Origin of the sequence: Pseudomonas sp. AF03-9 (assembly GCF_020515815.1) — a bacterium.
Lineage (GTDB): Bacteria > Pseudomonadota > Gammaproteobacteria > Pseudomonadales > Pseudomonadaceae > Aquipseudomonas.
In genome coordinates this window covers 58,398-75,933 of the sequence record NZ_JAHPJF010000012.1, presented here as the reverse complement: position 1 = coordinate 75,933, position 17,536 = coordinate 58,398, and the positions used below count along the sequence as shown (strand labels likewise).

The 17,536-nt window shown below is 60.5% G+C and carries 18 protein-coding genes; 6 read left to right on the top strand and 12 right to left on the bottom strand.

The genetic code is table 11. The annotated features are described in order from the left end of the window. Window positions 1-6 precede the first annotated feature (6 nt). Window positions 7-141: a hypothetical protein gene (locus tag LIY36_RS27685; protein ID WP_263864820.1), complete on the bottom strand. Its 135-nt coding sequence runs from the start codon at window positions 139-141 to the stop codon at window positions 7-9. 628 nt (window positions 142-769) lie between these two features. Here LIY36_RS27685 and LIY36_RS15645 point away from each other — a divergent pair. Next, window positions 770-2,191, top strand: a complete 1,422-nt coding sequence (locus LIY36_RS15645) for an amino acid permease (RefSeq protein WP_192299397.1) — start codon at window positions 770-772, stop codon at window positions 2,189-2,191. 243 nt (window positions 2,192-2,434) lie between these two features. Next, window positions 2,435-2,848 (top strand): alternative ribosome rescue aminoacyl-tRNA hydrolase ArfB, encoded by a 414-nt coding sequence (gene arfB / locus LIY36_RS15640; protein WP_192299396.1) that lies wholly within the window; start codon window positions 2,435-2,437, stop codon window positions 2,846-2,848. On the opposite strand, the gene LIY36_RS15635 is transcribed toward arfB, so the two are convergent. The 4 genes from LIY36_RS15635 to LIY36_RS15620 all read right to left on the bottom strand — a co-directional run bounded on the left by LIY36_RS15635 (window position 2,845) and on the right by LIY36_RS15620 (window position 4,990). Continuing rightward, a complete protein-coding gene (locus LIY36_RS15635; RefSeq protein WP_226456231.1) occupies window positions 2,845-4,041 on the bottom strand; it encodes an MFS transporter in 1,197 nt (398 codons plus the stop codon). The genes arfB and LIY36_RS15635 overlap by 4 nt on opposite strands. Before the next feature lie 104 nt (window positions 4,042-4,145). Continuing rightward, on the bottom strand, window positions 4,146-4,316 hold the full coding sequence (locus tag LIY36_RS15630; protein ID WP_226456230.1) for a hypothetical protein: 171 nt from the start codon (window positions 4,314-4,316) through the stop codon (window positions 4,146-4,148). Between the two features lie 74 nt (window positions 4,317-4,390). Further along, window positions 4,391-4,666 carry a hypothetical protein gene (locus LIY36_RS15625; protein ID WP_192299578.1) on the bottom strand — a complete coding sequence of 92 codons (276 nt, stop codon included), beginning with the start codon at window positions 4,664-4,666 and terminating at the stop codon, window positions 4,391-4,393. 12 nt (window positions 4,667-4,678) lie between these two features. Continuing rightward, complete coding sequence (locus LIY36_RS15620; RefSeq protein WP_192299393.1) at window positions 4,679-4,990, bottom strand: DUF962 domain-containing protein; 312 nt, start codon at window positions 4,988-4,990, stop codon at window positions 4,679-4,681. Window positions 4,991-5,151: 161 nt separating this feature from the next. Between LIY36_RS15620 and LIY36_RS15615 the strand changes: the two genes are divergently transcribed. Then, on the top strand, window positions 5,152-6,210 hold the full coding sequence (locus LIY36_RS15615; protein WP_192299392.1) for an AraC family transcriptional regulator: 1,059 nt from the start codon (window positions 5,152-5,154) through the stop codon (window positions 6,208-6,210). Here the strand turns inward: LIY36_RS15615 and LIY36_RS15610 are convergent. The 7 genes from LIY36_RS15610 to LIY36_RS15580 all read right to left on the bottom strand — a co-directional run bounded on the left by LIY36_RS15610 (window position 6,167) and on the right by LIY36_RS15580 (window position 14,468). Beyond that, complete coding sequence (locus LIY36_RS15610; RefSeq protein ID WP_192299391.1) at window positions 6,167-7,621, bottom strand: TrkH family potassium uptake protein; 1,455 nt, start codon at window positions 7,619-7,621, stop codon at window positions 6,167-6,169. The two genes, LIY36_RS15615 and LIY36_RS15610, sit on opposite strands and share 44 nt — an antisense overlap. A gap of 264 nt (window positions 7,622-7,885) precedes the next feature. Next, entirely contained in the window at window positions 7,886-9,229 is a 1,344-nt protein-coding gene (locus tag LIY36_RS15605) for an imelysin family protein (protein WP_226456229.1), read from the bottom strand. 127 nt (window positions 9,230-9,356) lie between these two features. After that, complete coding sequence (locus tag LIY36_RS15600; RefSeq protein WP_192299389.1) at window positions 9,357-11,408, bottom strand: putative bifunctional diguanylate cyclase/phosphodiesterase; 2,052 nt, start codon at window positions 11,406-11,408, stop codon at window positions 9,357-9,359. A gap of 524 nt (window positions 11,409-11,932) precedes the next feature. Then, a complete protein-coding gene (locus tag LIY36_RS15595; RefSeq protein ID WP_226456228.1) occupies window positions 11,933-12,160 on the bottom strand; it encodes a hypothetical protein in 228 nt (75 codons plus the stop codon). A 526-nt stretch (window positions 12,161-12,686) separates the two neighbouring features. Then, window positions 12,687-13,283: a superoxide dismutase gene (locus LIY36_RS15590; protein ID WP_192301010.1), complete on the bottom strand. Its 597-nt coding sequence runs from the start codon at window positions 13,281-13,283 to the stop codon at window positions 12,687-12,689. A gap of 178 nt (window positions 13,284-13,461) precedes the next feature. Next, window positions 13,462-14,061 (bottom strand): LysE/ArgO family amino acid transporter, encoded by a 600-nt coding sequence (locus LIY36_RS15585; protein WP_226456227.1) that lies wholly within the window; start codon window positions 14,059-14,061, stop codon window positions 13,462-13,464. 5 nt (window positions 14,062-14,066) lie between these two features. Further along, window positions 14,067-14,468, bottom strand: a complete 402-nt coding sequence (locus LIY36_RS15580; protein WP_226456226.1) for an ACT domain-containing protein — start codon at window positions 14,466-14,468, stop codon at window positions 14,067-14,069. A 99-nt stretch (window positions 14,469-14,567) separates the two neighbouring features. On the opposite strand from LIY36_RS15580, the gene LIY36_RS15575 reads away from it, so the two are divergent. The 3 genes from LIY36_RS15575 to LIY36_RS15565 all read left to right on the top strand — a co-directional run bounded on the left by LIY36_RS15575 (window position 14,568) and on the right by LIY36_RS15565 (window position 17,472). After that, complete coding sequence (locus tag LIY36_RS15575; RefSeq protein ID WP_192301013.1) at window positions 14,568-15,461, top strand: LysR family transcriptional regulator ArgP; 894 nt, start codon at window positions 14,568-14,570, stop codon at window positions 15,459-15,461. 52 nt (window positions 15,462-15,513) lie between these two features. Continuing rightward, window positions 15,514-16,512 carry an NAD-dependent epimerase/dehydratase family protein gene (locus tag LIY36_RS15570; RefSeq protein ID WP_226456225.1) on the top strand — a complete coding sequence of 333 codons (999 nt, stop codon included), beginning with the start codon at window positions 15,514-15,516 and terminating at the stop codon, window positions 16,510-16,512. A gap of 114 nt (window positions 16,513-16,626) precedes the next feature. Next, complete coding sequence (locus LIY36_RS15565; protein ID WP_192301015.1) at window positions 16,627-17,472, top strand: ATPase; 846 nt, start codon at window positions 16,627-16,629, stop codon at window positions 17,470-17,472. Window positions 17,473-17,536: the final 64 nt, after the last annotated feature.

Here is a 17,536-nt window from a genome sequence, read left to right as displayed (position 1 = left end):
CGGGCGTTACGGCCACATCGCGGTGCCAAACGGCACCACGGCGTCGGCTTGCATCATTTCCACGGCGGCCTCATGGGTAGGGGCTTCAAACCAATCGTCGAGTTGCAGTTCGGTTTCCAGAGCGTTTTCCAGTGTGTGCATGCTGTCTCTCCTTGAAGGCATTTTCGGAATGGCTTGCCGACCGGCAAGTGGTTTGAACCTAGGAGAGAGTGTTTCAGAAAGCAAAAAATTTAATGACACGGTTCCATTGGCGATTTTTGTTGCGGTTTTCCATGGGGATTTTTTCCTGAGGAAATACAGCAGGCTGGCGGTGCTGATTTTGAACCAATCGGCGACCGCCAATTTTTCTAAAACTGACAGCCGTAACGTAGGTTTTCCGCCCTGTAACGATAAATTTACGGGTCTGTGGCGGGTTCATTGGCGTAGCGGTTGCCGTAAGGAATACCTGACAGTTCGTCGCACGCACCATTCGAGAGCGGCCCCAAGCAGTCGAGCGGTGTACAATGCGCCGCGTTTTACTGTGACCCCTCCTTGCGCAACCACGCGAAAGGCCAAGACCTCAGGGTTTGCCTACCCTGATCACTCCGTTTGGCTACGAGCCGGACGGGTTCGATTTCGTCACAGATAAAAACAAACAGGTGACGCATGACCCTTAGAACGACGCTGTACTCCTGGTGCCTGCGCTGGGGTTTGAGCGGGGCTGCTTGAGTCGAGATTCACGGCAGCTACGTGTATTCAACATCATCAAACCTTGCGTGAGACCCTTTTCATGAGTGGACCCCATTCCTCTTCAGGCGAGCTGAAACGCGGCCTGAAAAATCGTCATATCCAGCTGATCGCCCTCGGTGGCGCCATCGGTACCGGCCTGTTCCTCGGCTCGGCCGGGGTGCTCAAATCCGCCGGCCCATCGATGATCCTGGGCTATGCCATCTGCGGCTTCATCGCCTTCATGATCATGCGCCAGCTTGGCGAAATGATTGTCGAAGAGCCGGTCGCCGGTTCCTTCAGCCACTTTGCCCATAAGTACTGGGGCGGTTTCGCCGGCTTCCTGTCGGGCTGGAACTGCTGGATCCTGTACATCCTGGTGGGCATGTCGGAGCTGACGGCCGTCGGCAAATACGTGCATTACTGGTGGCCGGAGATCCCGACCTGGGTCTCGGCGGCGGCGTTCTTCGTGCTGATCAACCTGATCAACCTGGCCAACGTCAAAGTCTTCGGTGAGGCCGAGTTCTGGTTCGCGATCATCAAGGTGGTGGCCATTGTCGGCATGATCGCCCTGGGCAGCTACCTGCTGGTCAGCGGCAGCGGCGGCCCGCAAGCTTCGGTGAGCAACCTGTGGGAACACGGCGGTTTCTTCCCCCACGGCGTTGGCGGCCTGGTGATGGCCATGGCGATCATCATGTTCTCCTTCGGTGGCCTGGAAATGCTCGGCTTCACCGCTGCCGAAGCCGACCAGCCACGCACCGTGATCCCGAAAGCGATCAACCAGGTGATCTACCGCATCCTGATTTTCTACATCGGCGCGCTGGTTGTGCTGCTGTCGCTGACCCCGTGGGACAGCCTGTTGACCACCCTCAACGCGTCCGGCGATGCCTATAGCGGCAGCCCGTTCGTGCAAGTGTTCTCGATGCTCGGCAGCAACACCGCTGCGCACATCCTCAACTTCGTGGTCCTGACCGCGGCACTGTCGGTGTACAACAGCGGCACGTACTGCAACAGCCGTATGCTGCTGGGCATGGCCGAGCAGGGCGATGCACCCAAAGCGCTGGCCAAGATCGACAAGCGCGGCGTGCCGGTGCGTTCGATCCTCGCCTCGGCGGCGGTGACGCTGGTGGCGGTGCTGATGAACTACCTGATCCCGCAGCACGCGCTGGAACTGCTGATGTCGTTGGTCGTGGCCACGCTGGTGATCAACTGGGCGATGATCAGCTTCTCGCACTTCAAGTTCCGCCAGCACATGAACCGCACCGGCCAGGTGCCGCTGTTCAAGGCGCTGTGGTACCCGTACGGCAACTACATCTGCCTGGCGTTCGTGGCGTTTATCCTGGTGGTGATGCTGATGATCCCGGGCATCCAGGTGTCGGTGTACGCGATCCCTGTGTGGGTGGCGTTTATGGCGGTGTGTTATGGCATCAAGAACAAGCGCAGTGCCGAAGCGGTGCAAGCCTCGGCGAATGCGGCGTTGAAATAAGCCAACGCCTGAAAACACGAAACCCGGCGCTTTGCCGGGTTTTTTGTGGGCGCTGGCAGGTTAGACTCGCGCCTCGTTTTAATGCGTGACCGGCACAGCGGTCCTTTAGGCCTGATCGGCTTGGATTTGAGCGGTTTTCGCCTCAATGATGCCAAACTGTTCAAAGGCGCCGTGATTTCCATAGCCCAGGCGTCGATGTTGTTGTCCGAGTTGGGCTTGTCCGTTGCTTAGGGTGTTTGATTGATGCTGGTGATTTCCAACAATGTGCACTTGCCCGATGCCGAGATCGAGCTGACCGCCATTCGCGCCCAGGGCGCCGGTGGGCAGAACGTCAACAAGGTATCGAGCGCGGTGCACCTGCGTTTTGACATCCCTGCGTCGTCGTTGCCGGAGTTCTACAAGGAGCGGCTGCTGGCGCTGCGTGACAGCCGCATCACCAGCGACGGCGTGCTGGTGTTGAAAGCCCAGCAGTACCGGACCCAGGAGCAGAACCGCGCGGATGCGCTGGAGCGTCTGGTGGAGTTGATCCTCAGTGCCACCAAGGTCGAGAAGAAGCGCCGCCCGACCAAGCCGACGCTGGGCTCGAAAAAGCGTCGCCTCGAATCCAAGACCAAGCGCGGCAACATCAAGGCCGGGCGCGGCAAGGTCGACTTTTAGTCGCCGCGCGTTTCGCGGGCTTTGGGCGCCTGGCGGTACAGGTAAACGCTGAGCAGCAAGCCACCGAGGGCGGCGAGGGCGGCGAACAGGAAGATCGATGCAAAGCCAAAGCCGGCCGCGACCGCCCCAGCCAGCGGTCCGGTGATCCCCAGGGACAAGTCGATGAACAACGAGTAGGCGCCCACCGCCGAGCCACGGCTGGAGGCGGGTACCAGATTGACCGCCTCCACGCCCAGCGCCGGAAACACCAGGGAAAAACCGAAGCCGCTCAATGCTGCACCCGCCAGGGCCAGGTTGGCGTCCGGCGCCAGCCATAGCAGCAGCAGGCCAAGGATCTCCACCGACAGGCAGGCAATCGCCACGCGAAAGCCGCCGATGCGGTTGATCAAGTTGCCAAACAACAGGCGCGCACCGATAAAGCTCGCACCGAACAGGCTCAGGGCCCACACCGCGTTGTCCCAGTGCTGGGTGGTGTAATACAGGGTGATAAAGGTGGCGATGGTGCCGAATCCGATCGAGCCCAGCGCCAGCGCGCAACCGTGGGGCAGTACGCGGCCCAGCACGTTCATGAACGGCAGGCGCACGCCGGCGACGATGGGCGCGGCTTCCTTCTTCCAGGCCAGCAGCAGGCCGATGACGGCGAGCAGGATGATGCTGACGCCCATGCTCCACAGGCCCAGGCTTTTCACCAGCAACACGCCCAACGGTGCGCCGACGGCCAGTGCGCCATAGCTGGCGATACCATTCCACGAAATGACCTTGGCCGTATTGGCCGCGCCGACACGGCCGATGCCCCAGCCGATGGCGCCAGAACCCACCAGGCTTTCCGCGCTGCCCAGCACCAGGCGCCCGATGAGCAGGCTGCCCAGGCTGATCGCCGGCAGGCTGGAAAACCACGCGGCCAGCAGCATGAACACACCGCTCAGGCCACAGCCGACCAACCCGATCAATACCGCGCGCTTGCTGCCCAGGTTGTCGATGATTTTGCCGGCATACGGGCGGCTCAGCAGGGTGGCCAGGTATTGCAAGCTGATCACCAGGCCGGCGATAACGGCACCGTAGCCCAGTTCACTGTGGACATAGCCGGGCAATACGGCGAGGGGGATGCCGATATTCAGGTAGCCGATAAAGGTAAACAACACGATGGAAACAACTTGCAGCGTGACCGCCATGGGGCGCTGGGTATCTGGCATGGGAGAGGTCCACAGTCGCAGCAGGTAAAGATAGGCTGCTAATGATACCGATGGTTTGGCCCACGCAGGGCGGTAAATTCCAAAAACGTCAGATCAGAAAGACGTCAGGACTTGGACGGGGCGAGCAATTGGGTGGTGACCAGGGCGGCCAAGGCGTTTTCCTGGGTGCCAAAGCGCTTGAGCAGCAGGGCTTGTTTGTCCGCGCTGAGGCGGTTCCAGACGTCGACCATCTGCAAGGCAGCGTCGAGGACGGCGGTATCCGGGGTATCTGTCATGGCGTCTATCCAGGTCTATTCAGGCAGTGTGGAAAGCGCGCAAAGCTGCGCTTTCCACACGGTCTGGTGCGGCGTCAGCCCTGGCTTTTGCCGTCGACTGGTTTTGCTTCTTTGGCCTCAGGCTGCTTTGGGCTGGCCTGCTGCGGTGTTGGCTGCTCAGTTTCGTGCAGGCTTGGGAAGGGGAGATTAGGTATCTCGTGCATCGTCGTCGCTCCTCGCAAGGTCTGTTTTTTCAATCGCAGGTGATTCCGCGCTCTCAAAAAGCCTTGGCAGGATACAGCACTGCAAATGACAAAAAGATTTTTCTGTCGGCGGATGTCAGAACTTTGATCATTTAACGCAAGTGACATGGGGTCACACGTCTAGAACGGGACTTTGCCGAGGATCATGTCGCGATACATCACAAAATCCCCCAATAAGCTGTAGAACGGGTGCTTGAAGGTCGCCGGGCGGTTCCTTTCGAAGAAGAAGTGGCCGATCCAGGCAAAGCTGTAGCCGGCAATCGGTATGGCCAGCAGCAACGCCAATGAGCCCCGACCAATGGCATAGGCCAGGATGCCGATCACCAGGGTGGTGCCGATGAAATGCAGGCGCCGGCAGGTACTGTTGGCATGCTCGCCCAGGTAATACGGGTAGAACTCAGCAAAGCTATTGAATTGCTTGATATTTTCCACGATTGCCGGCCCTTTGATTGTTGTGCCGCCCAACAGATGTTCGGCGGGGAGCTTATTTGAGTCTAGAGTGATCAGTGGTAACGGCCAGTGACAATAGATGCCACTTTAGTATCCTTGGCTTTCCTGGCTGCCGTTTAAGCCTGCTTTATTAAGAAGACGCCATGAGCGAACGAACAACTTCTGCAAGCTGGGCGATGGGGATAGTTAAGGCATTGGAAATGGATGGCCTGGACTGCCGGACGCTGTTCAAGCAACTGGGCCTGGATTACGCCGCCCTGAATGACCCCGATGCACGGTTTGCGCAAGACTCCATGACCCGCCTGTGGCAGCGTGCGGTGGAACTGTCCGGCAACCCGGCAATTGGTCTGAACATGGGCAAGGTGGTGCGCCCGGCCTCGTTTCATGTGGCCGGGTATGCGTTGATGTCGAGCAACACGCTGGCCGAGGGGTTTATGCGCCTAGTGCGTTACCAGCGGATCATTGCCGAAAGTGCCGACCTGAGTTTCCGCCTGCTACCTGAAGGCTATGCGTTGATTCTGACGGTGCATGGCGATCACCTGCCGCCCACCCGGCAAAGCGCCGAAGCCTCGCTGGCCAGTGCTTTGGCGCTGTGCGGCTGGCTCAGCGGCCGCACCCTGCAGCCGCGTAAAGTGCTGTTGCAAGGCGATCACCCGGTGGACCTGGGGCCGTACAAACAAGCCTTCCATGCCCCGCTGGAATTCAACGCGGCCTACGATGCACTGATTTTCGAGCAGGCCGACATGGAGGCGCCACTGCCCACCGCCAACGAGGCCATGGCGCTGCTGCATGATCGGTTTGCCGGTGAGTACCTGGCGCGCTTCTCGGAAAGCCGCGTGACCCACAAGGCCCGGCAGGTGCTGTGCCGCCTGTTGCCCCAGGGTGAGCCCAAGCGCGAAGTGGTGGCGCAGACGCTGCACCTGTCCCAGCGCACCCTGCAACGGCGATTGCAGGAGGAGGGCACCAGTTTTCAGACCCTGCTTGATGACACCCGTCGCGAACTGGCCGAGCAATACCTGGCGCAACCGAGCATGACCTTGCTGGAAATTGCCTACCTGTTGGGGTTTGCCGACCCGAGCAATTTCTTCCGCGCCTTCCGTCGCTGGTTCGATGCCACGCCCGGTGAATACCGGACGCGGTTGCTCGAAGCGTCGACGGTCAGTGGCGCCAAAACGCCGGAATACACAGAACAAAGACCGTAATGATCTCCAGTCGGCCGAGCAGCATGCCGAGCGACAGGATCCACTTGGCCGCATCCGGCAGGCTGGCGAAGTTGCCGGCCGGGCCGATGGTTTCCCCCAGGCCCGGGCCGACGCCGGACACCGTGCTGGCAGCGCCGGTCAGCGCGGTCATCCAGTCCAGGCCGAGCAGCGACAGTGCAAGGGCGATGGCGCAGATGGTGATGGCGAAGAAGAACGAAAAAGTCAGGATCGAGCGTACGATTTCTTCGTCGAGACGGTGGCCGTTGTACTTCTGCTTGATCACCGCGCGAGGGTGAATCAATTGGTTCAAGTTGGCCTTGAGCAGGATGTAGGCGACCTGGAAGCGGAAGATCTTGATCCCGCCCGCCGTGGAGCCGGAGCAGCCGCCGATAAAGCCCAGGTAGAAAAACAGCATCAGTGAGAAGTTGCCCCACAGGCTGTAGTCCCCCAGTGCAAAACCTGTAGTGGTCACCACCGAGGTAACGTTCAGCGCCACGTGGCGCAGGGCGTCCAGCCAATGCAGGTCGGTGGTCCACCAGTACCAGGTGCCGAGCACCAGCCAGGTTACCAACAGCAAGCCGAGCAAGCCCTGCACCTGCTGATCCTTGACCAGCGCCTTGCGGTTGCCGCGTAACGTGGCGACATACAGGGTGAACGGCAGGCTGCCGAGGATCATCACCACCACCGCGACCCAGTGCACCGCCGGTTGTTTCCAGTGGGCCAGCGACTCATCGGAGGTGGAGAAGCCGCCGGTGGAAATCGCCGACATCGCGTGGTTGATCGCATCGAACAAACCCATGCCGGCCCACCAGAACGCCAGGCTGCCCAGGATGGTGATGCCCACGTACGCCGCCACGATCAGGCGCGCCACCATGTGTGAGCGCGGCATGACCTTTTCCGAGCGGTCCGAGGATTCGGTCTGGAACAGACGCATGCCACCGATGCGCAGCAGCGGCAGGATCGCCACTGCCATGCCGATAAAGCCGATACCGCCGAGCCAGTGCAGCAGCGAGCGCCACATCAGGATGCCCGGCGACATGCTGTCCAGCCCGCTCAATACGGTGGAGCCGGTGGCGGTGATGCCGGACATGCTTTCGAAAAACGAGTCGGTGTAGCTGATGTGCTGGGTCAGCAGGAACGGCAGCGCGGCAAAGATGCATACCACTACCCAGCTTGTGACGGTGAGCAGGTACATGTCCCGTGGGCGCAGGTGCACGTGTTCGGGGCGGCCGGGGATGACCAGGGCCAGGCCGGCGAGAAAGGTGATCATGCTGGCCCACAGGAACGAGGGCAGGTCGCGGGTGCGTTCGAAGATCACCAGGGTGGCCATGGGCACCACCATGGCGATTGCGAGGGTGATCAGGAAGATGCCGATGATGAAACCGATGATGCGTAGGGTCGGCAACGCCATGAAGTGAGCTCGGGTGATTGGGCAGAGGCGCCATTCTACCTGGGGTGCAGGTCTTGTAAACCGGCCCCTTCAGGCGATACCGAGCAAATGTGGGAGTGGGCTTGTGTGGGAGCGGGCTTGCTCGCGAATGCGGTGGGTCAGCCAAATATCCAGTGACTGATACAGCGCATTCGCGAGCAAGCCCGCTCCCACATGGGGTTTGTGGTGTTTGATGCAGGCATTAAAAAGGCGACCCGAAGGCCGCCTCATTCAACTCGGCGTTGATCAGAACTCGTGATCAGCGTTGTCCGGGTTCAGGTCGCTGATGCCCAGCTTGCCCGCCGCCGCTTCGATCGAACCGGTCTGCTTGACCAGCGCCGCGATGGCGTCACGCACGATCTGGTTGCCCGCATCGTTACCGGCCGCGATCAACTGGTCGTAGTGCTCACCCTTGTTGGCGTGGTCAACCATGACTTGGATCTTCGCTTCGGTCGCTGCCAGGTCTGCCTTCAGCGCGCTGTCGGCAGCCGGGTCGACCTTGGCCACCAGGGACGACAGGCTGGCACCGGTCAGCTTGGTGCCGTCGGTGCGGGTGTATTCGCCCAGGTAGACGTTGCGGATGCCCTTGGCGTCGTAGAAGTGCGAGTTGTGGGTGTTGTCGCTGAAGCAGTCCTGCTCGTCTTCCGGCGAGTTGGCTTCCAGGGACACTTTCATACGCTCACCAGCCAGTTCGCCGAGGGACAGGCTACCCATGCCGAACAGCATTTTGCGAAGGCCGTCGGTGGCCGGTTCAGCCTCCAGGGTGGCGCGGTAGTTGTCGGCGACGTTTGGCTTCCAGTTGCCGACCATTTCTTCCAGGTCGCTCACCAGCAGCTGGGTCACGGCGCTCAGGTAGGCGCGGCGACGCTCGTTGTGGCCGCCCGTGGCGCCGTCGCCGGTCAGGTAGTCCGATGCTGGGCGGTTGCCGGCGCCAGGGCCGGTGCCGTTCAGGTCCTGGCCCCAGAGCAGGAATTCGATGGCGTGGTAGCCGGTGGCGACGTTGGCTTCGGAACCGCCCAGCTCGTTGAGGCTGGCAAGTTTTTCCGGGGTGATTTCCTTCACGTCGACCTTGTCTTCGCCGACCTGGACTTCGGTGTTGGCGACGATGTTGGCGGTCGCGCCTGGGTTACCCAGGGCGTGTTCGTAGGACTTGTCGACGTAGTCGATCAGGCCTTCGTCCAGCGGCCATGCGTTCACCTGGCCTTCCCAGTCGTCGATGATGGTGTTGCCGAAGCGGAACACTTCGCTCTGCAGGTACGGGACGCGTGCGGCAACCCAGGCCGCGCGGGCGGCTTTCAGGGTTTCGTCGTTCGGCTTGGCGAGGAACGCGTCGATGGCGGTCTGCAGGGTTTTGGCGGTGGATTCGGCGTCGCTGTAGACCGCGAACACCATGTCAGCGTAATGCGCGACCACGGCCTTGGCAGCTGCTTCGTCGACTTGGCCGGCAGGGGTGGCAGCCGCTGGAGCGGTAGTGCTGGCAGCCGGGGTCGGCGCCTGTGGCGCGGCGGCCTTGTCTTTACCTTCGCCGCAACCGGCGAGAGAAATGGCAATGGCCAGCAGACTGGCGGTGGCCAGGGGCATACGAATCATGGCGAACATCCTGCTTCGGTTGTTGATAGGGCGCGCGGGGGGAGCGCAAAACTGCGACATAATGCGAAAGATTTGCATTTTGTGTAAAGGCTTAAACGCGGGAAATATTCAGTATCGTTTTCTCGGTTCAAAGAATCGCGGCGTTATTGCGCTCTGACTGTTTCAGATACGCGGCCAATTCCCGCGCCGGCAGCGGTTTGCTGTAGTGATAGCCCTGCCCCTCATGGCAACCCTCGGAGATGATGTAGGCCTCTTGTTCCGCGGTTTCCACGCCTTCGGCGATCACCTGCATGCCCAGGCTTTTACCCAACTGGATAATCGCCCGCACGATGGTGGCATCGTCGTCGTCATCCAGCAGGTCCTGGACGAAGCTCTTGTCGATCTTGATCTTGTCCAGGGGGAGGCTTTTCAGGTAACTGAGGGATGAATAGCCGGTGCCGAAGTCGTCAATCGCGATCAACGCTCCGGAGCGGCGCAGGCTCAGCAGGTGTTGGGCGGCGGTGCTGATGTCCTCCATCAGGCCGGTTTCGGTGACTTCCAGCTCCAGGCTGCGCGGCGGCAGGCGGTAGATCTGCATCAGGTTGTTGACCACTCGCGGCAACTCGGTGTGGTGCAACTGCACGGTGGACAGGTTGACCGCCATGCGCAACTCGGTGAAACCCAGGTCATGCCATTCGCGCAACTGCCGGCAGGCCTGGTCCAGTACCCATTCGCCAATCGCGATGATGGTGCCGTTCTGTTCGGCCAATGGGATGAACAAGTCAGGCGGCACCAGGCCATGTTCCGGGTGCTGCCAGCGGATCAACGCTTCGACGCCCACCACACGGTGGTCGCGGTAGCTGATTTGCGGTTGGTACACCAGGTGGAACTGGTTGCGACTCAAGGCGTCGCGCAGGTCTTTTTCCAGTTCGCGGCGGCGGCGCATTTCGCTGTCGACGCTGGCGATATAGAACTGGTAGCGGTTGCGTGACCGGCTCTTGGCCAGGGTCATGGTCTGTTCGGCTTTTTGCAGCAGCTTCTCGGTGCTGTCGCCATCTTCCGGAAACAGGGTGATGCCTATAGTGGCGCGCAGGCGGATCTGTTCGTGGTCGAGGGCGAATTCCGCTTCGAGGTCATCGAGGATGCTTTGTGCCAACTCCGCGGCTTCGTAGGGTTGGTCGATGTCGGCCTGCACCAGGGCGAACTGGTCGCCCCCCAGGCGGGCGAGGGCGCCGAGGCGGCCGCTATGGGCGCGCAAACGGTCGGCGAGGGCCAGCAGCAATTGGTCGCCGGCCTGGTAGGTGAACTGCTCGTTGACGCTCTTGAAATCGTCCAGGCCCACGCACAACACCGCCACGCGGCGCTGCCGGCGTCCGGCGTCGATGAGGATCTTGTCCAGTTGTTCCTGCAGCTTCTGGCGATTGGGCAACCCGGTCAGGAAGTCGTACTGCGCCATGCGCCGCAGGCTGCTCTCGGCCTCGTGACGCAGGTGGGTGTTGCGCTCGATGGATTCGAGCAACTGGTTGGCGGTATTGATCCACAGCCCCAGTTCATTGCGTTCATGGCCTTTGAGCTGGGGGATCTTGTGTTCGCTGGGCCGGTCCGGGTTGATCGACGTCAGGTGCTCGATGATCCGCGACAACGGCTTGGTCAGCAGCCAGTGGTAGACCAGGTACAACACCAGGCCCATCGCCAGGGCCCGAAGTACTCCGGAGATAAAGATAATCACCGAGCTGACAATAAAATCCTTGCCGTACGTGGCGGTGTCGAGGGTGATGCTCAGGTCGCCGTAGTACTCGCTGTAGGGACCTTTGCCCACCAATGCCGTGGTGAACGTGCGTTCCTGGCCAAGAATCAGGTCGGTCAGCCAACGGCTGGGGGATTGCTGCAGGGCGCGGCTTTTTTCCGCGAGCATGGTTTCGTTGGGATGGCCGATGGACGCCATGCGTACCGCATCGTCTTGAAACAGGCCCTCAATGACCTGCATTCCCATCTCGCGGTCCAGGCTGTAGACGGCCTGGGTCGAGGGGTCGCGGAACATGTCGAGGATGCGCTGGGCATCGCTGGCCACGGCCTGGCGCGTTTTGTAGGCATCAAAGACGATCTGCGCCACGCTCAGCGCTACACCCACGACCAAGGCCGACAGCAGCACGACCCGTAGCAACTTCACCGACAAGCTGTTTTTGAGTTCCAGCTTCAAAGGGGGATTCCTTGTTCCATGCGGGTAGCCTCAATATGCCATGAGTATTGGCAATCTGAGGGTGGCAGTCAAAGGGACATTCGGTTAAGCGGGAAATGTTGAGAAAAGTGGAACCCAGCTCGCGGAAATTGCCACCCACGCGGTGAGGGGAATGAGCCTCTCGTTGAATACTGGAGTACTTATTTATGTTGACGGCATTGGCAGGCATAGCGTTGCCTGCAGTGGCTGCGGCTGCAGCCCCTGTGGTTGGGCAGGGTTTGAAAATGTTAGGGGATGTTGGCGAGCAGGTCGTAAAAGGCGCGATGGGCGCAGTCTTGGGGGGGGCGGGTCTAGGGCAGTCAAATCCAACAATCAACTTTGGGGGCAGCAACAATCGCAATAACGTACTGGAGCAAATAGGCCTCCAAATGTTGGCGAATGCCGTGAAGCGTTAAGCCCACATATTCCCTGGCATGCCCCGTGCGATAGCGGAGTCAAAAGCCGCAGGAGCAGGAGCGGTCCCGCTCCTGCCCTGGCGCTATCGTTTATTTAATGAAACTGATCGTCTGCTTAGCCTTGTTGGTCAGGGCGGCAAACTGTATCGGTTCGCTGGATTCGCTCTTTGGACTCTCTGCGCCGATTTTCTTTGCTACTGCGTCGGCAAAGGGTTGGATCAGTGGTGCAATAGCTTTTACCACTTCGCCAACGACAGGAATTGCGGCTTTCAATAGATCGCCACCCAGCGAGATTGCGGAGGCTGCGCTTATTGTCATTGTGATTTCTCCGATAGGTTAAGGGGGCGTATCCCCTCACCGAATAAGTGGCGGCTGACGCTGTGAGAGTTCCTCGTGGGGTTTGCGCTAACCATGAAAAAGCCCGGCAATTCAGGCTGTGTGAAAACCTAGCAATCTGCCGCCCGGTTTAAGAAAAATGCCCGTATCGAAAGAGACGGGCATTTTTCTTATGCGCTACATCCAAGGTGAAGACCGTATCCAAGGCATTCTGTTTCCAGTCTCACTGGACGAACTCATTCCCGAAAAAATGCCCGGTTCCTGTTTCGCCAACTCGACGGAACACGAACGGAAATGGCGCTAGCGATGCAGGTGTACAACCTGAAAAGAGCCATAAACGTGTTGGGTGTGCGAAAAATGATGGAGTTGATGGGCTGAAAAGCCCTTTTTTGCTATCCGAAACCGCAAAAGCAAATGCCCCGACAAGTCGGGGCATTTGCTTTAGACCGGCGTGGGCTGCGTTTTCACACAGCCTGCATTGCCGGGCTTTTTTTACTGCAAGGGCTGCTTAGGCAGTGAAGGTCTTGCCTTCGAACTGCTCAGCCACGAACTTCCAGTTGACCAGGTTCCAGAACGCTTCCACATACTTTGGACGCGCGTTGCGGTAGTCGATGTAGTAGGCGTGTTCCCACACGTCGCAGGTCAGCAGCGGGGTGTCGCCGCTGGTCAGCGGGTTGCCGGCGCCGATGGTGCTGGCCAGGGCCAGGGAACCGTCAGCCTTTTTCACCAGCCAGCCCCAACCGGAACCGAAGGTGCCGACGGAGGTCTTGGTGAACTCTTCCTTGAACTTGTCGAACGAACCGAACGCAGCGTTGATGGCTTCAGCCAGCGCGCCGGTTGGTTGACCGCCGGCGTTTGGCGCCAGGCAGTTCCAGTAGAAGGTGTGGTTCCAGACCTGGGCAGCGTTGTTGAAGATGCCGCCCGAAGAGGACTTGACGATCTCTTCCAGGGTCTTGCCTTCGAACTCGGTGCCTGGCACCAGGTTGTTCAGGTTCACGACATAGGTGTTGTGGTGCTTGTCGTGGTGGAATTCCAAGGTTTCCTTGGAGATGTGCGGCTGCAGGGCATCGTGTGCGTAGGGCAGCGGCGGCAATTCGAAAGCCATGATGATTCTCCTAATCAGGTCAGTTGCGGTGAGCGCAAGGCCGATCACGGGCGGCCAAACAAGCGCCGGGGAGTTTGTACTCTTTGCGGCGCAGGGTCCGGATCATAGCACCGGGGGTGCGGCAAAACCACGCAACAACTGTGTGGGATAGAGGTTCCAGAGCGTTTTGGAATATTCGTCAGGCGGCGATCAATTGATAGGCCACGCTGAACATCATCACCGCCACCAACAGGTCCAGCAGGCGCCAGGTGGCCGGGCGTGCCAGCCACGGCGCCAACCATGCCGCACCGAGGGCCAGGGTGGCGAACCACAGGAAGGACGCACTGGCCGCCCCGGCCACGTAGGCACCGGGTTCGGTTTGTTGCGCGCCCAGTGAGCCGATCAGCAATACCGTGTCCAGATACACATGGGGATTGAGCAGCGTCACCGCCAAGGCACTGAGCATCACCGCGCGCAACGAACGCACCTTGAGGTTGCCGCCCTGCTCCAGGCTTTGGCTCGAAAATGCCCGACGCAGTGCCAGGGTGCCATACCACAACAGGAATGCCGCGCCGCCCCAGCGGGCAATCGCCAGCAGCAGCGGGTTTTGCGCCAGCACCGTGGCCAGGCCGAACACCCCCGCGGCCACCAACAACGCGTCGCATACCACGCACAACGCCGCGACGGGCAAATGGTGTTCGCGGCGCAGGCTTTGCGCCAGCACAAAGGCGTTCTGGGTGCCGATGGCCATGATCAAACCGAGGGCCACCAACAGGCCGTTCACATAGCTTTGCCACATAGGATTTACTCCGCGTCCGCCGCCAGTTGCCGTAATACCTGCAAGGCACGCTCGGCATCGGCGCGGCCGACGAACAGGTGATCGTGGTAATAACCGGCAATCACATTGCAGCTGATTCCGGCCTGGCCCAGCGCGCTGGCAAAGGCGGCGGTGAGGCCGACAGCCTCCAGGGACGAATGCACGTTCAAGGTGATCCAGGCGGCCACGTAGTCGAACTGCAATCCTGCCTGTTCGGCTTGCTCGCGCTTGACAATCAGCGTCAGGCCTTCCTGTTCGCGAAAGCTGCCGATCACTTCACAGCCCGCCGGGATGCGGTGGTCGGGCAGGGTGCAGAACACATAGTCGCCGTCATTCAACTGCGCGCTCATGCTACTTAGCAGGGTCGCCAGGGCGGTTTCGCCAGTCATGTGAGAATTCCTTGAATAGAGAGAAGCAATGCTGGTCATTCTCACGGGCGAAGCTGTATAAGAAAAACCAATATTGCTGATCGCTCATTAGAGAAACTGATGTTCGACTATAAATTGCTTTCCGCCCTGGCAGCGGTGGTGGAACAGGCCGGCTTTGAACGCGGCGCCCAGGTGCTGGGGTTGTCGCAATCGGCGATTTCCCAGCGCATCAAGCTGCTTGAAGCACGCATCGGCCAGCCGGTGCTGGTGCGGGCCACGCCGCCGACGCCCACCGACATCGGCCGGCGCCTGCTTAACCATGTGCAACAGGTGCGCCTGCTGGAGCGCGACCTGCAAAGCCAGGTGCCGGCGCTGGACGCAGAGGGCATGCCCGAACGCCTGCGCATCGCCTTGAACGCCGACAGCCTTGCCACCTGGTGGGCCGAGGCGGTCAGCGCGTTTTGCGCCGAGCAGCATTTGCTGCTGGACCTGGTGGTGGAGGATCAGACCGTCGGCCTCAAACGCATGCGCGCCGGTGAAGTGGCGGCCTGTATCTGCGCCAGCGAGCGCCCGGTAGCCGGGGCCCGCAGCTTGTTGCTCGGCGCCATGCGCTATCGTGCGCTGGCCAGTCCGGCGTTTATCGCCCGGCACTTTCCCGGAGGGGTACGTGCCGATCAACTGGCGCGCACTCCGGCGCTGGTGTTCGGTCCGGATGATTTCCTGCAACACCGTTACCTGGCTTCGCTTGGTGTGGACGGTGGTTTCGAACACCATTTATGCCCATCTTCCGAAGGCTTCATCCGCCTGACGGAGGCCGGGCTCGGTTGGGGCCTGGTGCCGGAATTACAGGTGCGCGACCAGTTGGAAAAGGGCGTGCTGGTGGAGTTATTGCCAGATAAGCCCATCGATGTGCCGCTGTACTGGCATCATTGGCGCAGTGGCGGGCAACTGCTGGGCTTGTTGACCGACCATCTGGCCCAGGCGTGTGGCCAATGGCTGGTGCCGTTGGACTGACAGCGGGCGTCAAGGCAACAGCGATGAAAAATGAAAGAACATGGGGTAATACATGAAAATTCTGGTCACCGGCGCAAGCGGCTTCATCGGCGGACGCTTTGCGCGTTTCGCTCTGGAGCAGGGCCTCGACGTGCGGGTCAACGGGCGACGCGCCGAAGGTGTGGAGCACCTGGTCAGGCGCGGTGCCGAGTTTATCCAGGGTGATTTGAATGATGCCGACCTGGTACGCGAACTGTGCCGCGACGTTGAAGCCGTGGTGCATTGCGCGGGCGCCGTCGGGTTGTGGGGCAAGTATCAGGACTTCTACCAGGGCAATGTGCTGGTGACTGAAAACGTCGTCGAGGCCTGCCTTAAACAGCGTGTCGGCCGGTTGGTGCACCTGTCGTCGCCGTCGATCTACTTTGATGGGCGCGACCACCTGGGGTTGACCGAAGAGCAAGTCCCCAAGCGTTTCAAGCATCCTTACGCCGCGACCAAATACCTGGCCGAGCAGAAGGTGTTCGGCGCCCAGGAGTTTGGCCTCGAAGTGCTGGCGCTGCGCCCGCGTTTCGTGACGGGCGCCGGCGACATGAGTATCTTCTCGCGCCTGTTGAAAATGCAGCGCAAGAACCGCCTGGCCATCGTCGGCGACGGTTTGAACAAAGTTGATTTCACCAGCGTGCACAACCTCAACGAAGCGCTGCTCAGCAGTTTGCTCGCCACAGGTTCGGCGTTGGGCAAGGCCTACAACATCAGCAACGGTGCCCCGGTGCCGGTGTGGGATGTGGTGAACTATGTGATGCGTCAAATGGAACTGCCGCAGGTGAAGCGTTACCGGTCCTACGGTTTGTCCTACGGCGTTGCGGCGTTGAACGAAGCGTTCTGCGCGATGTGGCCCGGCCGCCCGGAACCGGCGCTGTCGCGCCTGGGCATGCAAGTGATGAACAAAGATTTCACCCTCGACATCAGCCGTGCCAGGCATTATCTGGACTACGAGCCCAAGGTCAGCCTATGGACTGCCCTCGACGAGTTCTGCAGCTGGTGGAAGGCCCAGGATTCGGGGCTCAAGTAAGGTCACAACAGGCAACACATCGGGAACCGAATTCGTGGTTCCGGGTCGATCAGAGCGACAGGACTGCGGTTTATACTCCCGTCGCTCGCCACCTCACCGATTCAGGGTTGATTCATGCGTAACGATGCCAAAGACGATTTCGACGACGTTCCCAGCCTGCGCGCCGATGTAGGGGATGACGATGATTTCGAACCGACTCCCGCCACCTCGGTGCGTTCGCGCAACACGAAGGTGGTCAAGGTCAAGAGCGCCAGCACCGGGCCATTGTGGGCCCTGATCGGCGCGCTGCTCTTCGCCTTCGCCGGGCTGGCCTGGTGGAGCTTCCAGCAGATTTCCCTGATGGGTCAGCAACTGGTCGCCACCCAGGAAAGCTTTGCGCGCATCAGCGAAGAAGCGGCGGGGCGCCTGCAGGATATTTCCGGCAAGGTCGTCGCCAGTGAGGCCAGTGTGAACAACGGCAGTGAAGCGTTGAAGTTGCAGATCCGCCAGTTGGAGACCCAGTTGCTGGAGCAGGGCAAGCAGCAGGTCGGCGTGGCCGGCCAGGCCACCGAGCTCGACAAGCGCCTGGCGACCATGACCGCCAGCACCACCGAACTGTCGAGCGCCAACAGCAAGCTGCAAGGCCAGGTGCAGGCCTTGACCGACGCCGTGGCAGGCTTGAAGGCGGCACAAGGTGAGGCGGCCAAGCGCGATGCCGAGTTCAAGGAGCTGGCCGCCGATGTGGCTGCACTGAAGAAACAAGGCAACCCAAGCGCGGCCATTGCTCGTCTGGAGCAGGATCTGGTGGTGCTCAAGAGCGCCCAGGAAAACCAGCCGGCCAGCAGCGATGCGCCGACCAATAAAGAGTTTGATGTGTTCCGCATCCAGACCACCCGCAACATCACCACCTTGCAGAGCCAGGTGCAGAACCTGCAGCAGCAACTGAATGCACCGGCCAGGGTCACCCCGCTGGGGCAGTGATCACACCTGAGACAACAGGCGTGTAAACCGCTCCCACATTTTGCACTGGGGCCAGGAGTTAAAT

Excerpts from the sequence above, each read along its gene's own strand:
- LIY36_RS15585 (WP_226456227.1), bottom strand. The coding sequence starts at position 14,061 with ATGTGGCAAAGCTATGTGAACGGCCTGTTGGTGGCCCTCGGTTTGATC.
- LIY36_RS15610 (WP_192299391.1), bottom strand. The coding sequence starts at position 7,621 with ATGGCGTTGCCGACCCTACGCATCATCGGTTTCATCATCGGCATCTTC.
- LIY36_RS15635 (WP_226456231.1), bottom strand. The coding sequence starts at position 4,041 with ATGCCAGATACCCAGCGCCCCATGGCGGTCACGCTGCAAGTTGTTTCC.
- arfB (WP_192299396.1), top strand. The coding sequence starts at position 2,435 with ATGCTGGTGATTTCCAACAATGTGCACTTGCCCGATGCCGAGATCGAG.
- LIY36_RS15630 (WP_226456230.1), bottom strand. The coding sequence starts at position 4,316 with ATGACAGATACCCCGGATACCGCCGTCCTCGACGCTGCCTTGCAGATG.
- LIY36_RS27685 (WP_263864820.1), bottom strand. The coding sequence starts at position 141 with ATGCACACACTGGAAAACGCTCTGGAAACCGAACTGCAACTCGACGAT.
- LIY36_RS15605 (WP_226456229.1), bottom strand. The coding sequence starts at position 9,229 with ATGATTCGTATGCCCCTGGCCACCGCCAGTCTGCTGGCCATTGCCATT.
- LIY36_RS15615 (WP_192299392.1), top strand. The coding sequence starts at position 5,152 with ATGAGCGAACGAACAACTTCTGCAAGCTGGGCGATGGGGATAGTTAAG.
- LIY36_RS15595 (WP_226456228.1), bottom strand. The coding sequence starts at position 12,160 with ATGACAATAAGCGCAGCCTCCGCAATCTCGCTGGGTGGCGATCTATTG.
- LIY36_RS15590 (WP_192301010.1), bottom strand. The coding sequence starts at position 13,283 with ATGGCTTTCGAATTGCCGCCGCTGCCCTACGCACACGATGCCCTGCAG.
- LIY36_RS15625 (WP_192299578.1), bottom strand. The coding sequence starts at position 4,666 with ATGTCACTTGCGTTAAATGATCAAAGTTCTGACATCCGCCGACAGAAA.
- LIY36_RS15575 (WP_192301013.1), top strand. The coding sequence starts at position 14,568 with ATGTTCGACTATAAATTGCTTTCCGCCCTGGCAGCGGTGGTGGAACAG.
- LIY36_RS15580 (WP_226456226.1), bottom strand. The coding sequence starts at position 14,468 with ATGACTGGCGAAACCGCCCTGGCGACCCTGCTAAGTAGCATGAGCGCG.
- LIY36_RS15565 (WP_192301015.1), top strand. The coding sequence starts at position 16,627 with ATGCGTAACGATGCCAAAGACGATTTCGACGACGTTCCCAGCCTGCGC.
- LIY36_RS15570 (WP_226456225.1), top strand. The coding sequence starts at position 15,514 with ATGAAAATTCTGGTCACCGGCGCAAGCGGCTTCATCGGCGGACGCTTT.
- LIY36_RS15645 (WP_192299397.1), top strand. The coding sequence starts at position 770 with ATGAGTGGACCCCATTCCTCTTCAGGCGAGCTGAAACGCGGCCTGAAA.